The sequence below is a fragment of the Kitasatospora sp. NPDC050543 genome, assembly GCF_044457565.1.
Taxonomy (GTDB): domain Bacteria; phylum Actinomycetota; class Actinomycetes; order Streptomycetales; family Streptomycetaceae; genus Kitasatospora.
In genome coordinates this window covers 85,991-100,515 of the sequence record NZ_JBITGZ010000007.1, presented here as the reverse complement: position 1 = coordinate 100,515, position 14,525 = coordinate 85,991, and the positions used below count along the sequence as shown (strand labels likewise).

Below are 14,525 nucleotides of genomic sequence, written 5' to 3'. Positions count from 1 at the left end.
CATGCGCCCCGGGCCGCCCTTCCCTCGCCCGCTGGTGGATTCCTCCAAGATCTGGCCCGGACCGGGCCTTCGGCACGCCGCTCAAGCAGAAGTTGCAGGAATTGCGCCGCCGCTCGACCTAGTCTTCGAGGCATGGCAGCGGTCGGCGGGCACCCCGCACAAGGTGGCGGAACGGGTGGCGGAACGAGCAAGGAGTCGGCGCCGAGTGAGTTCCGCGCCGCGGTCGAGGCACTGAGCGGCGCGAGACTCCGCCCCGAGGTGCTGCTCTCCCCCACCCCGGCGCCGCGCAGGCTGGCGCCGTACGCCTTCGCCCTGAGCGCCTCGGTGGAGGTCGAAGGCGAGGAGCTGGCGGACGGCCGGCTGGTGCTGCTGCACGACCCGGCCGGGCAGGAGCCGTGGAACGGCGACTTCCGTGTGGTCACCCTCACCACCGCCGAGCTGGAGCCGGAGATGGCTGGCGATCCGATGGTCTCGGAGGTCGGCTGGGCCTGGCTGCTGGACTCCCTCCAGGCGCACGGCGCCGGGTACGGCCAGCCCAGCGGCACGGTCAGCATCAGCGCCTCGCACTTCTTCGGCGGCCTGGCCGAACGGGCGCCGTCCACCGAGATCGAGATCCGGGCCTCCTGGACCCCGGCCGACGGCCGCTTCGAGCGGCACCTTGCGGCCTGGGGCGACCTGCTGTGCATCAGTGCCGGGCTGCCCCCGGCCGCGCCCGCCCAGCAGCCGTTGCAGGACGCGCCGTCACTCGGTGGAGTGGTCCCGATGCCCGCGCGCCGTCGTCCGCGCTCGCACTGAAGGGTGGCGGTGGCCCGGCCGGGGCGGCACCACCCCCAGGGCTGACGGAGTGTGACTTCACCTCCGCTCTCCGTCAATTCACCGACCAGAACTGATCGATCAGTGTCGCATCTGATCGATTCTGTGCGATTCCCCGAGCATGTCTCGTCAGTCATCTGCTCGATTTGTCCGTATTGTTACTCACTAGATCGTGATCATTCGCTAAAGCCGGGCACGGTTACTGCCGAAGCAGACTGTGACCCTTTCCAAACGCGGAACACTCCGACCGCCCCCATCGGGGTTCCGTCCGCCACTCCCCGCAGGAGGCCTGGTGTCGGTCCTTCTTGAGCACCCCGCAAACGTGGTCGCCTACCGCCCGACGAAGCCCACCGCCATGGTGGTCATCGCTGACCCCCGAGTCCGAAACACCGTCACCCGCCACCTGTGGGCGCTCGGCGTCCGCGACGTCATCGAGGTCTCCTCGATCGCGGAGGCCCGCCCACGGGTCTCCACCCCACGCGACATCTGCGTCGCCGACGTACACCTCCCGGACGGCTCCGGGCTGACCATCCTGGCCGAGACCCGCGCCGCGGGCTGGCCCAACGGCCTGGCGCTCTCCGCCGCCGACGACATCGGCGCGGTCCGCAGCGCGCTGGCCGGCGGCGTCAAGGGCTACGTGGTCACCGGGACCCGCACCAATGTCGCCATGCCTGGCCGGCCAGGCCTCCCGCTCGGCGCCGGTGGCCTGGCCGGCCGGATGCGCCGCCCCGGCATGCCCGGTATGCCCGGCACCGCTGGGGCTCCCGGGGCCCCAGGTGCGCCCGGGGCCCCGGGAGTCCAGCAGTCCGCCTACCGGGAGCTCTCCGGCCGCGAGGTCGAGGTGCTCCGGCTGGTCGCCGAGGGCCAGTCCAACAAGGCGATCGGCGTGGCCATGGGCCTGTCCGCACTCACCGTGAAGAGCCACCTCGCCCGGATCGCCCGCAAGCTGGGCACCGGAGACCGCGCGGGCATGGTCGCGGTCGCACTGCGCACCGGAATCATTCACTGAACAGCCCTCGATACCGCTGAGGCGGCCCGGAGGAACGTTTCCTCCGGGCCGCCTCATCTTGTTTGGGGCGCCCGCTCGCCTCCGGGGCGCTCCTCTCTTTGGGGCGCCCGCTCACCTCCGGGGCGCTCCTCTCTTTGGGGCGCCCGCTCACCTCCGGGGCGCTCCTGTCCGGTGCCGACGGTCGTCACTCCCGCGCTCCCTCGTACCTCGGTCGCTTCCTCGCTCCTCCCTTTCGGCACCGGCGCGCCCCTTCGGCTCGGGGCGGGGCCGGCGGGGGCGGGGGGCTCGCGCGGCGCCTTGGCTCGGGCCCGGTCGGCCGAGGTTCGGGGGTGGTGGGGGTGGGTCCGGTTACCGGTGGCACATCCGCTGACCCGGTCTGACCAGTCCGACAACACTCCCGGGTTGGGGTGCCGTCGTACCCTTGGGGGGTGACCGAAGCCGTAGCAGCCATCCCAGAAGAGACAGCCCCGGTCCCGCTCCTCGAACCGCGGGAGGGAATCCCCCCGGTCGTGGCGGACGAGCGGGCGCTCGCCGCCACCATCGCCGCGTTCGCGGCGGGCAGCGGGCCGGTCGCCGTCGACGCCGAGCGAGCCTCCGGCTACCGCTACGGGCAGCGTGCGTACCTGATCCAGTTGCGGCGGGAGGGCGCGGGAACCGCGCTGATCGACCCGATCGCCTGCCCCGACCTCGGTGCGCTGGGCGCGGCCCTGGCCGACACGGAATGGGTGGTGCACGCGGCCACCCAGGATCTGCCGTGCCTGGCCGAGGTCGGGATGCGTCCCGAGCGGCTGTTCGACACCGAGCTGGCCGGCCGGATCGCCGGGTTCGCCCGGGTGGGTCTGGGCCCGATGACCGAGAACGTGCTCGGGCTGACCCTGGCGAAGGAGCACTCGGCGGTGGACTGGTCCACCCGCCCGCTGCCCGAGCCGTGGCTTCGCTACGCCGCTCTGGACGTCGAGGTGCTGGTCGAGCTGCGGAACGCACTCGAACAGGAGCTGGACGCCCAGGGCAAGCTGGGCTGGGCGCTGGAGGAGTTCGCCGCGATCGCCGCCGCGCCCAAGCCCGCCCCGCGGGTCGACCCCTGGCGCCGGACCTCCCAGCTCCACAAGGTCCGCCGGCGCCGCCAGCTGGCCGTCGTCCGGGAGCTGTGGCTGGCCCGGGACCGGATCGCGCAGGACCGTGACGTCTCGCCGGGCCGGGTGCTGTCCGACATCGCGATCGTGAACGCGGCGCTGGCCGTGCCGACCAGCCTGGCCGCGTTGCAGGCCCTCCAGGGCTTCGGCCCGCGGATCCACCGCCGGCAGTTGGAGCAGTGGCTGGCCGCCGTGCAGCGCGCCCGGGAGATCCCGGAGGCGCAGCTGCCGCCGTCCGCCGCGCCGCACGAGGGCCCGCCACCGCCGCGCGCCTGGGCCGAGAAGGATCCGGTGGCGGCCGCCCGGCTGTCCGGGGCGCGGGCCGCGGTAAGTGAGCTGGCCGAGGAGCACAACGTGCCGGCCGAGAACCTGATCACCCCGGACCTGGTCCGCCGGGTGTCCTGGGAGCCGCCGGCCGACGCCTCGGCGCCGAACGTGGCGGCCGCGCTGCGCCGCCTCGGCGCCCGGCAGTGGCAGGTCGACCTGGTGGCACCGGTGGTCGCGGCCGCCTTCGCCAAGGCCGCCACGGCGACACCGCAGGACTGACGCCCCAGGGCGAGTGCGAACGAGGGCCACGGCCCGGGCACCCGCCCTGACCGTGGCCTTCGTCGTCGCGGGCCGTCCGGCGGGCCTGGTGGGCACGTGTCGGGGGACACATCCGTTGATCCACCCACCGGGCCTGGGCAAGTTAGTTACCGGCGGGTAGCATGGCCGTGAGGCAGCGCTGCTCCACCCGTGGGCGGCGGTCTGCGCATAACGTCCTGTTGGTCCCTGGGAGGAGAGCCCCCGTGCCTCGTACCGCGAGGGACGTCGTCTTTGTCGATGGCGTCCGCACCCCGTTCGGCAAGGCCGGCCCGAAGGGCATCTACCACGAGACGCGAGCCGACGACCTGGTCGTCAAGTGCATCCGGGAGCTCGTGCGTCGTAACCCGAACCTGCCCGTCGAGCGCATCGACGAGGTCGCCATCGCGGCCACCACGCAGATCGGCGACCAGGGTCTGACGATCGGCCGTACCGCCGCGCTGCTGTCCGGCCTGCCGAAGTCCGTCCCCGGCTACTCGATCGACCGCATGTGTGCCGGCGCGCTGACCGCCGTCACCGCGACCGCGGGCGGCATCGCCTTCGGTGCGTACGACGTGGTCGTGGCCGGTGGCGTCGAGCACATGGGCCGCCACCCGATGGGTGAGGGCGTCGACCCGAACCGGCGCTTCGTCTCCGAGAAGCTCGTCGACGAGTCGGCCCTGTTCATGGGCATGACGGCGGAGAACCTGCACGACCGGTTCCCGCACATCACCAAGGAGCGCTGCGACGCGTACGCGGTGCGCTCGCAGGAGAAGGCCGCCAAGGCCTACGCCAACGGCGACATCCAGCCGGACCTGGTGCCGGTCTCGATCCGCAACACCAACCCCGACGCCGGCGAGACCGGCTGGGGCCTGGCGACCACGGACGAGCCGATGCGCCCGGGCACCACCATGGAGTCCCTGGCGAACCTGAAGACCCCGTTCCGCCCGCACGGCAACATCACCGCGGGCAACTCGGCCGGTCTCAACGACGGCGCCACCGCCTCGCTGCTCGCCGCCGAGGACGTGGCCGAGGAGCTCGGCCTCCCGGTCAAGATGCGCCTGGTCTCGTACGCCTTCGCGGGCGTCGAGCCCGAGGTGATGGGCATCGGCCCGGTGCCGGCGACCGAGAAGGCGCTGGCCAAGGCCGGCCTGACGATCGACGACATCCAGGCCTTCGAGGTCAACGAGGCCTTCGCCGTCCAGGTGCTGGCCTTCCTCGACCACTACGGCATCGCGGACGACGACGAGCGGGTCAACCCGTTCGGTGGCGCGATCGCCTTCGGCCACCCGCTGGCCTCCTCGGGCGTGCGCCTGATGAACCAGCTGGCCCGCCGCTTCGAGCAGCGCCCCGACGTCCGGTACGGCCTGACCACTATGTGCATCGGCTTCGGCATGGGCGCGACCGTCATCTGGGAGAACCCGCACTTCGAGGGTGGTAAGTGACCATGAGCACCACTGAGCTGCTGAAGCGCGCCGCCGAGCTGTTCCCCGGCGAGGTCGTCACCACCGCGCACGTACGGCACCTGGACCTGCCCCTGCAGGCCGGCAAGCTGGCGCTGATCACCCTGGACAACGGCTTCGACCACACCAAGCCGACCACCTTCGGCCCGGGTTCGCTGGCCAAGCTGTCCGAGGCGCTGGACCAGGTCGAGGCCGAGGCCGCCGAGGGCAAGATCGTCGCGGTCGCCATCACCGGCAAGCCCTTCATCTTCGCGGTCGGCGCCGACCTCAAGGGTGTCGAGGTGCTCAAGGAGCACAGCGACGCGCTGGCCATCGGCAAGGGCGGCCACGACGTCTTCAAGCGGATCGCCGCGCTGCCCGTCCCCAGCTTCGCCTTCTACAACGGCGCGGCGATGGGCGGCGGTGTCGAGGTCGGCCTGCACGCCACCTACCGCACGGTCAGCACGGGCGTCCCGGCGTTCTCGCTGCCGGAGGTCTTCCTGGGCCTGGTCCCGGGCTGGGGCGGCTGCACCATCCTGCCGAACCTGATCGGCCCGTCCAAGGCGATCAAGGTCATCATCGAGAACTCGATGAGCCAGAACAAGCAGCTGCGCGGCAAGGACGTCTTCGAGCTCGGCATCGCGGACGCGATCTTCGAGCCGGCCGACTTCCTGGAGCAGTCGCTGCTGTGGGCCTCCAAGGTCCTCAAGGGCGAGACCGTCGTCGAGCGCGAGGCGATCGACCGTGGCAAGGCCTGGGACGACGCCGTCGCCTGGGGCCGCCTGGTCGCCGACAGCAAGGTGCACGGCGCCGCCCCGGCCGCCTACAAGGCGCTGGACATCATCGCCCAGGTCAAGGACAACGACCTCCAGGCGGGCTTCGCCGCCGAGGACGCCGCGCTGGCCGACCTCATCATGAGCGGCGAGCTGCGCGCGGGCCTGTACGCCTTCAACCTGGTGCAGCGCCGTGCCAAGCGTCCGTTCGGTGCGCCGGACAAGTCGCTGGCCCGCCCGGTCACCAAGGTCGGCGTCGTCGGCGCGGGCCTGATGGCCTCGCAGCTGGCGCTGCTGTTCGCCCGCCGGATGGAGGTGCCGGTGGTCCTCACCGACATCGACCAGGCGCGCGTGGACAAGGGTGTCGGCTACGTCCACGCCGAGATCGACAAGCTGCTCGACAAGGGCCGCATCGGCCAGGACAAGGCCAACCGCCTCAAGGGCCTGGTCACCGGCTCGCTCGACAAGGCCGCGGCCTTCGGCGACGCCGACTTCGTGATCGAGGCCGTGTTCGAGGAGATGGGCGTCAAGCAGAACGTCTTCGCGGACCTGGAGAACGTGGTCTCGCCGACCTGCGTGCTGGCGACCAACACCTCCTCCCTCTCGGTCACCGAGATGGCCTCGAAGCTGAAGCACCCGGAGCGGGTCGTCGGCTTCCACTTCTTCAACCCGGTCGCGATCCTCCCGCTGCTGGAGATCGTCCGCGGCGAGCAGACCGACGACGCCTCGCTGGCGACCGCCTTCGGTGTCTCGAAGAAGCTGAAGAAGACGTCCGTCCTGGTCAAGGACGCCCCGGCGTTCGTGGTGAACCGGATCCTGACCCGCTTCATGGGTGAGATCCAGAGCATCATCGACGAGGGCACCCCGATCGCGACCGTCGAGGCGGGCGTCGAACCGCTCGGCCTGCCGATGTCCCCGATCGTGCTCCTGGAGCTGGTCGGCCCGGCCATCGCGCAGCACGTCTCGGAGACCCTGCACGGGGCCTTCCCGGAGCGCTTCAGCGTCTCCGAGAACCTCGGCCGGGTGGTCAAGGCCGGCAAGCGCGGCTTCTACACCTGGGTGGACGGCAAGCAGATCCTCGACCCCGAGGTGCTGGAGCTGCTGACCCTCGGCGACACCGTCCTCACCGAGGAGCAGGTCCGCGCCCGCGCGCTGGACGCCGTCGCGCAGGAGATCGGCCTGATGCTGGAGGAGGGTGTCGTCGCCGAGGCGCAGGACATCGACCTCTGCATGATCACCGGTGCCGGCTGGCCCTTCCACCTGGGCGGGATCACCCCGTACCTGGACCGTGAGGGCGTCTCGGAGCGGGTGAACGGCAAGAAGTTCCTCGCCCCCGGCGTGGCCTCCATCCCGGCCTGAGCCTGAGCACACCGCAGCGCCGGTGACCACCCCCCGAGGGCGGTCACCGGCGCTGTCGCGTTGTCCGGGCGAGCGGGCGCCCGACACCCGCACGACGACCCGACCCCGACCCCTGCCCCGGCGCTCTGACGTTCACCCCTCGCCGGCCGCGCCCCGAGCCGAAGGGGCGCGCCGGTGCCGAAAGGGAGAAGCGACAAGCGAGCGAAGCGAGCGCCGGAGCGCCGACCGTCGGCACCGGACCAGAGCGCCCGGAGGCGAGCGGGCGCCCCAAAAGTGATCAGTGCTTGAGGCGGTACACCACGGTGTCGGTGAAGACGCCGACCATCTCGTAGTGGGTGTCCAGCAGGGCCTCGATCCTGGGGACCAGGTCGGGCTGGTACGGCGCGCGTCCCGAGTCGTCCACGACGACCTCGGGCAGGCCCTTGTCCAGCTCCTTGTCGAAGGTCTGCCAGGCGTCGGTGACGCTGTACTGCTCGCCGACGTTCGGGCTGCCGTCCTTGCCGCCGCTGTAGTTGGTCAGGAAGCCGGCCGTGAGGTAGCGGGTGGCGGGCTTGCGGTCGGCGAGCCAGTACAGCTCGGGGTGCATGCCCCAGACCAGCACGGTGTCCTTGGGCGTGGTCTGCGCGGCGACGGCGGTGGCGACCTCGGTGGTGCGGTCCAGCCGCTCGCCCGGCCAGGCCATCGCCAGCACCCAGAAGACGGTGGCGGCCGCCGTGCTGTAGACCAGGACGGGCTTCCAGCGGATCGCCGAGGTGCAGACCGCGCCGACGCCCAGCAGCACCAGCGGGGGCATCAGCTGGAGGTAGTAGTGGCCGAAGAAGTGGAAGCCGACGCTGACCGCGACCACCGAGGAGAGCAGCCAGATCCAGAGGTCGGTGCTGGAGCCGCGCTCGACGCCGGCGGCGGGCAGTGGGCGCCCGCGGTACCTGAGCCAGAGCCGGTGGCCCAGCGGTACCAGGAAGCCGAGCCCTGCGCCGAGCAGGATCGCCGAGTTGCCCAGCGCCCGGCCGGTCATCTGCAGCCAGGCGCCGCCCAGCGAGGCGTAGTCGCCGCTGCCGGTGACCACCCAGAACAGGAAGCCCTTGGGCTTGGTGAGGATCACCGCGACCAGCGCTATCGGCAGGACGAACCCGAAGCCGATCTTGAAGAGCGGGGGCAGCCAGCGCACCCCGCGCCGGCGGGCGTCCTGGAGCAGCATCCAGAGCACCGGCAGCAGCACCGCGCCGCCGGTCTGCTTGGTCAGCGAGCAGAGTGCCACCGCGATGCCCGCGGCCAGCCAGCGGCGGCGCTCGGCGTACCGGAAGGCCGCCACCATGGCCGGGAGCATGAAGACCTCGAAGGTCGCCGCCTGGGTGTCCTCCGGGGAGAGCCCGATGGAGACCAGCAGGTACAGCGCGCCGGTTGCGGCGCCGGCGCGGTTGCCCCAGCGGCCGCGCGCGATCGAGGCGAGCAGGATCGCGGTGGTGAGGTGGGCGACGATCGCCAGGGTGCGCAGCGGCCACAGCGAGGTGGAGCCGAAGAGCGTGAAGCAGGCCTCGTACAGCCAGGGCAGCAGGGGGGGCTTGCGGTCGACCACGGTGTCGTAGAGGACGCCGCCGTCGGAGAGCATCCGGGCCTGGGTGGCGAGGAAGCCCTCGTCGGGGCTCCACACCTGCCGGGTGAAGGACGGGATGTGGGTGAGGACGGCCAGCAACGCCAGCACCGGGACCACTCTCGTCCAGTAGCCCGTGCGGATGCGCGCGGGCAGACGCTCGGTGAGCGCGGCGAGTCTGTGATCGGTGGGGGTGGGCACGAGTGACAACCTACCGGGCGGGACCGGCACCGGACGCGCCGGTCCCGCCTTTAGGTGCGATTATCGGGCTTGCCTGTGACGAGCTGTTACAGAACTGCTGCGAACGGCCGGGACGGCCCGGGCCCGGGCACTCAGGCCTGGACGGTCGCGAGGTCCAGCCGGGAGACCAGCGCGGTGACCTTACGGGCGATGTCGGCCGCGGTCAGGCCGATCTCGGCGAGGATCTCGGCGCGCGAGGCGTGGTCCAGGAATTCCTGGCGGATGCCGAAGTCCCGCAGCGGCACGTCCACGTCCGCGTCGCGCAGGGCCTGGGCGATCGCCGAGCCGACGCCGCCGGCCCGGCCGTTGTCCTCGACCGTGACGACCACCCGGTGCTCCGCCGCCAGGCCCGGCAGGGCCGGGTCCACGGGCTTGACCCAGCGCGGGTCGACCACGGTGCTGGTGATGCCCTGCGCGGCGAGCAGGTCGGCCGCCTCCAGGCAGGTGGTGGCCATCGCGCCGACCGAGACGATCAGGACGTCCGCGCGGCGCTCGCCCGAGGGCTCCTGGGCCTCGCGCAGCACGTCCATGCCGCCGATGGTGCCCAGCGCCGGGACGGCGGGGCCGACGGTGCCCTTGGAGTAGCGGACCACCGTCGGCGCGTCCTTGACCTGGACGGCCTCGCGCAGCTGGGCGCGCAGCTGGTCGGCGTCGCGCGGGGCGGCCAGCCGCAGCCCGGGGACGACCTGGAGGATCGACATGTCCCACATGCCGTTGTGCGAGGCGCCGTCGGTGCCGGTGACGCCCGCGCGGTCCAGGACGAAGGTGACGCCCAGCTTGTGCAGCGCGACGTCCATCAGGACCTGGTCGAAGGCCCGGTTGAGGAAGGTCGCGTAGACCGCGACGACCGGGTGCAGCCCGCCGGTGGCCAGGCCCGCGGCGGAGACGGCCGCGTGCTGCTCGGCGATGCCCACGTCGAAGATCCGCTCCGGGAAGGCCTTGGCGAACGGCGCCAGACCCACGGGGTGGAGCATCGCGGCGGTGATGCCGACGATGTCCTCGCGCTCGCGGCCGAGCGCCACCATCTCCTCGCCGAAGACGGAGGTCCAGTCCTTGCCGGCCGACTTGATCGGCAGGCCGGTCTCCGGGTGGATCACCCCGACCGCGTGGAAGCGGTCCTCCTCGTTCTGCTCGGCGGCGCGGTAGCCGCGGCCCTTCTCGGTGAGGCAGTGCACGATCACCGGGCCGCCGAAGCCGCGCGCCTTGGTGAGCGCGGACTCCAGGGCGATGAGGTCGTGGCCGTCGATCGGACCGATGTACTTGAGGCCGAGGTCCTCGAACATGCCCTGCGGGGCGATGAAGTCCTTGAGGCCCTTCTTGGCGCCGTGCAGGGTCTCGAAGAGCTGCTGGCCGACCACCGGGGTGCGCTGGAGCGCGTCCTTGCCCCAGGACAGGAAGCGCTCGTAGCCCTGGGTGGTGCGCAGGGTGGCGAGGTGGTTGGCCATCCCGCCGATCGTCGGGGAGTAGGAACGCTCGTTGTCGTTGACGACGATGACCAGCGGACGGTCCTTGGCGTCGGCGATGTTGTTCAGCGCCTCCCAGGCCATACCGCCGGTGAGGGCTCCGTCACCGATCACCGCGACCACCGGGCGGTCGTGGTGGCCCTGGAGCTGGTTGGCCTTGGCCAGGCCGTCGGCGTAGCCGAGCACGGTGGAGGCGTGCGAGTTCTCGATCACGTCGTGCTCGGACTCGGCGCGCGAGGGGTACCCGGACAGGCCGCCCTTGAGGCGCAGCCGGGAGAAGTCCTGGCGGCCGGTGAGCAGCTTGTGGACGTAGCTCTGGTGGCCGGTGTCGAAGAGGATGCGGTCGCGCGGCGAGTCGAAGACCCGGTGCAGCGCGATCGTGAGCTCCACCACGCCGAGGTTGGGACCGAGGTGGCCGCCCGTCTTGGAGACCTCGGTTACCAGGAAGCTGCGGATCTCCTCTGCCAGGACGGCCAGCTGTCCGGGCGTGAGCCGGTCGAGATCGCGCGGTCCCCGAATGCGGGTCAGCAGGGCCACCCGTTCCTCCTCGTGCAGTGTTGTGTCCTCGCGGACCCGGACCGAACCTCGGCCCGGCGGGCTTCGCTGCCCACGGTGGCCGGGGCGATCCGACGGCGTCGGTCCGGCCCGGCTGGTCGAGTCTAATGTCCGGCCGGTGGACACCTGGCGGCGCGCCCCGGTTTCCGGGGCCTGTCCCCGGGCAGGACGCGGCCCGGCACCCGAGTGGTTCGGGTGCCGGGCATCACATCGCTCGCGGGTCGCGTCAGCCGCGTCCGGAGGACTTCTGGGTCCTGCGGGAGACGGAGTCGAGCACGACGGCGGCGAGCAGCACCGCGCCGGTGATCATGTACTGGATGGCCTGGTCGACGTGGACCAGGTCGAGACCGGTGATGATCGACTGGATCACCAGGATGCCGAGCAGGGCCGACCAGGTCTTGCCCCGGCCGCCGAACAGGCTGGTGCCGCCGATCACCGCGGCCGCGATGGAGTTCATCAGCACGTTGCCGCCGCCGAGCGCCTTATCGGCCGAACCCTGCTGGGACATGATGAACAGCCCGCCGAGCGCGGCCATGCCCGCGGAGATCATGAAGACCGAGATGCGGACCCAGGCGACGTTGATACCGGCGCGCCGGGCGGCCTCGATGCCACCGCCGACCGCGAAGATCTGCCGGCCGTAGGTGGTGCGGCGGAGCACGAAGTCGGTGATCGCGACCACGGCGAGGAAGATCACCAGCGGCAGCGGCAGGCCCTGGCTCTGGTTGAGCATGTAGGCCGCGGTGAGCGCGACGATCGCCAGGGCGCCGGTGCGCAGCGCGATCTCGGCCATCGGGCGGGCCGGCAGGGCGGCGGCGCTGCGGCGCTTGCTGTCCAGCAGCTGGCCGGCCAGGAAGAGGCCTACCCCCAGGACGGCGAACGCCCAGGTGAAGGCGACGTCGCCGTCACCGACGAAGTAGTGGTCGAGGTCGGCGACGACGCCCTCGTTGACCACGTTGGCGGTGCCCTTGTCGCCGAGCACGTACTGCTGGAGGCCGCTCCAGGCGAGGAGGCCGGCCAGGGTGACGACGAACGCGGGGACGCCGATCTTGGCGAAGAAGAAGCCGTGCAGCGCGCCCATCGCCATACCGGTCGCCAGCGCGATCAGGATGGCGAGCCACTCGTTGAGGCCCTGGCGGGCCGAGAGCACGCCGGCGATGGCGGCGGAGACACCGGCCACCGAGCCGAGCGAGAGGTCGATCTCGCCGAGCAGCAGCACGAACACGATGCCGACCGCGATCAGGCCGGGGCCCGCGATCCACTGCGTGATGTGGGTCAGGTTGTCGGCGTTGAGGAACTTGCCGGTCAGGCCCTGGAAGATGGCCGCGATCAGGATCAGGCCGAGGACGACCGGCACCGAGCCGAGGTCGCCGCTCTTCATCTTGCGGCGGAAGTCGGCGATGTAGCCGGCGAAGCCCTCCTCGCGCACCAGCAGGCGCGGGTCGACCACGGCGGTGGCGGCGGCGGCCGGTGCCTCGGTGGCCTCGGCGGCGGGCGCGGCCTCCTCGGGGGCGGGCCCGGTGGTGTCGGTCTTCTGGTCGGTGCTCACTTCGCAACCTCCGCGATGCGTGCCTGACGCCGGGTCACGGCGTTCTCCGTGGCTCCGGTGATGGCGGAGATGATCTCTTCGTGGGTGGTGGTGGCGACGTCGAACACGCCGTTGTTGCGGCCCAGGCGCAGCACCGCGACGGTGTCGGCCACCGCCTTGACGTCGGCCATGTTGTGGCTGATCAGGATGACGCCGAGGCCGCGCTCGCGCAGCCGCTCGACCAGGTCGAGCACCTGGGCGGTCTGCTCGACGCCGAGGGCCGCGGTGGGCTCGTCCAGGATGACGATCTTCGGGTCGCCGACCAGGGCGCGGGCGATCGCCACGACCTGGCGCTGGCCGCCGGAGAGCGCGGCGATCGGGATGCGGACGCTGGGGATGCGGATCGACAGCGTGTCGAGCAGCTCCTTGGCGCGCTTCTCCATCGCGACCTCGTCGAGCGTGCCGAAGCGGCGCAGCTCGCGGCCGAGGAAGAGGTTGCCGACCACGTCGAGGTTGTCGCAGAGCGCGAGGTCCTGGTAGACCGTCGCGACGCCCAGGCCCTGGGCGTCCTGCGGGCGGTTGATGCGGACCTCGCGGCCCTCCCACTCGATCGACCCCTCGTCGATCGGGTGGACGCCGGCGATCGTCTTCACCAGGGTGGACTTGCCGGCGCCGTTGTCGCCGACCAGTGCGACGACCTCCCCGGCGTGGACCTCCAGGTGCACGTCGGTGAGTGCCTGGACGGCGCCGAAGCGCTTGGAGACCCCGCGCAACGCCAGTACGGGTGCGCCTGTCAACTGAACCATCTCCTTCTTCCCGTCAGGCCTCGCTGTGCGGGGGCCCGTACGGCCGACGCGCGCCGACCCGGGCGCGAAGGGGTAGTGCGAGAAAGGGGGTGCGCGGTGGGGTGCGCGCGCGAGAGCGGCGGCCCCCGGGTGGGGCGGGGGCCGCCGCGCGTGGTGTTACTGGAGGCCGGCAGCCGTGCAGGCGGCGGCGAAGTCGGCGGTGCAGATGTCCGCGGGCTTGTACAGGCCGTCGGCGATGACCGTGTCCTTGACGTTGGCCTTGGTGACGATCTTCGGCTCCAGCAGCTTGGCCGGGATGCCCTTGTCGGTGGCGCTGTCGATGGTGGACGCGGCGACGGCCTTGACGTCCTTGCCCTGGAGCAGGTTGACGGCCAGTTCGGCGGCGCTGTCGGCGAGCGGCTTGTACGCCTTGTAGATGGTGTAGGCCTGGTCGCCCGCGACGATCCGCTGGACGGCGTCGATGCCGGCGTCCTGACCGCCGACCGGGACGCTGATGCCGGCGGCCTTCAGCTGGGTGATGATGGCGGCGGCCATGCCGTCGTTGGCGGAGTAGACGGCCTGGAAGCCGTCCTTGCCCAGGCTGGTGATCGCGGTGCCGATCTTCTGGCCCGCGACGGTGGGCTTCCACTCGCCGGAGGCCTCGTAGACGACCTTCTTGATCTTGCCATCGAGGGCCTTCTTGGCACCCGACTTGAAGAACGCGGCGTTGGGGTCGGCCTCGTCACCGTTGATCATGACGACGTTGGCGTCGGCGGCCTTGGCGCCCAGCGCCTCGACCAGCGCCTGGCCCTGGAGCTCGCCGACCTTCTCGTTGTCGAAGGAGACGTAGGCGGAGACCGGGCCGGTGGCCAGGCGGTCGTACGCCACGACCTTGACGCCCTTGGCGGCGGCCTCCTTGACCCAGGACTGCGTCGAGGTGGCGTCGAAGGCGTCGAGGATGATCACCTTCACACCCTCGGTGATCAGGGTGTCGAACTGCTGCTTCTGCTTCGAGGCGCTGCCCTCGGCGTTGCTGTACTTGACGGTGCAGTCACCGCACAGCGCCTTGACCTTGGCCTCGATGAACGGCTTGTCGAAGGACTCGTAACGCGTGGACGAGGCGTTCTCGGGGAGCAGCAGGCCGATGGACTTGGTGTCCCCGGAGCTCGCACTGTCCTTCTTGTCGCCACCGGCCTTGCCACAGGCGGCCATGGAGAGAGCCATCGAGACCGCGGCAGTGCCGATGACGGCGCGACGCATCATTGCGTTCATGGTG

At 71.4% G+C, this 14,525-nt stretch carries 10 protein-coding genes; 5 read left to right on the top strand and 5 right to left on the bottom strand.

Translation table 11 applies throughout. The annotated features are described in order from the left end of the window. The first annotated feature begins 132 nt into the window (after positions 1–132). The 5 genes from ACIBH3_RS11240 (at position 133) to ACIBH3_RS11220 (ending at position 7,090) form a co-directional block, all read left to right on the top strand. Positions 133–795: a DUF3000 domain-containing protein gene (locus ACIBH3_RS11240; protein WP_396311672.1), complete on the top strand. Its 663-nt coding sequence runs from the start codon at positions 133–135 to the stop codon at positions 793–795. A 310-nt stretch (positions 796–1,105) separates the two neighbouring features. Beyond that, complete coding sequence (locus ACIBH3_RS11235; RefSeq protein ID WP_396311671.1) at positions 1,106–1,822, top strand: LuxR C-terminal-related transcriptional regulator; 717 nt, start codon at positions 1,106–1,108, stop codon at positions 1,820–1,822. A gap of 428 nt (positions 1,823–2,250) precedes the next feature. Then, positions 2,251–3,501, top strand: coding sequence for an HRDC domain-containing protein (locus tag ACIBH3_RS11230; RefSeq protein ID WP_396311670.1), 1,251 nt, complete (start codon positions 2,251–2,253; stop codon positions 3,499–3,501). A 242-nt stretch (positions 3,502–3,743) separates the two neighbouring features. Beyond that, positions 3,744–4,961, top strand: coding sequence for a thiolase family protein (locus tag ACIBH3_RS11225; protein WP_396311669.1), 1,218 nt, complete (start codon positions 3,744–3,746; stop codon positions 4,959–4,961). Between the two features lie 2 nt (positions 4,962–4,963). After that, positions 4,964–7,090 (top strand): 3-hydroxyacyl-CoA dehydrogenase NAD-binding domain-containing protein, encoded by a 2,127-nt coding sequence (locus ACIBH3_RS11220; RefSeq protein WP_396311668.1) that lies wholly within the window; start codon positions 4,964–4,966, stop codon positions 7,088–7,090. A 277-nt stretch (positions 7,091–7,367) separates the two neighbouring features. Here ACIBH3_RS11220 and ACIBH3_RS11215 read toward each other — a convergent pair whose 3' ends face one another. The 5 genes from ACIBH3_RS11215 to ACIBH3_RS11195 form a co-directional block, all read right to left on the bottom strand. Beyond that, complete coding sequence (locus ACIBH3_RS11215) at positions 7,368–8,882, bottom strand: ArnT family glycosyltransferase (RefSeq protein WP_396311667.1); 1,515 nt, start codon at positions 8,880–8,882, stop codon at positions 7,368–7,370. 131 nt (positions 8,883–9,013) lie between these two features. After that, a complete protein-coding gene (dxs, locus tag ACIBH3_RS11210; RefSeq protein ID WP_396311666.1) occupies positions 9,014–10,921 on the bottom strand; it encodes a 1-deoxy-D-xylulose-5-phosphate synthase in 1,908 nt (635 codons plus the stop codon). 244 nt (positions 10,922–11,165) lie between these two features. After that, positions 11,166–12,485, bottom strand: a complete 1,320-nt coding sequence (locus ACIBH3_RS11205; protein WP_396311665.1) for a sugar ABC transporter permease — start codon at positions 12,483–12,485, stop codon at positions 11,166–11,168. Next, positions 12,482–13,270, bottom strand: a complete 789-nt coding sequence (locus ACIBH3_RS11200) for an ATP-binding cassette domain-containing protein (RefSeq protein ID WP_396311664.1) — start codon at positions 13,268–13,270, stop codon at positions 12,482–12,484. The genes ACIBH3_RS11205 and ACIBH3_RS11200 overlap by 4 nt, the downstream gene beginning before the upstream one ends. A 156-nt stretch (positions 13,271–13,426) precedes the next feature. Next, entirely contained in the window at positions 13,427–14,521 is a 1,095-nt protein-coding gene (locus ACIBH3_RS11195; RefSeq protein WP_396311663.1) for a sugar ABC transporter substrate-binding protein, read from the bottom strand. Between the last annotated feature and the right edge of the window lie 4 nt (positions 14,522–14,525).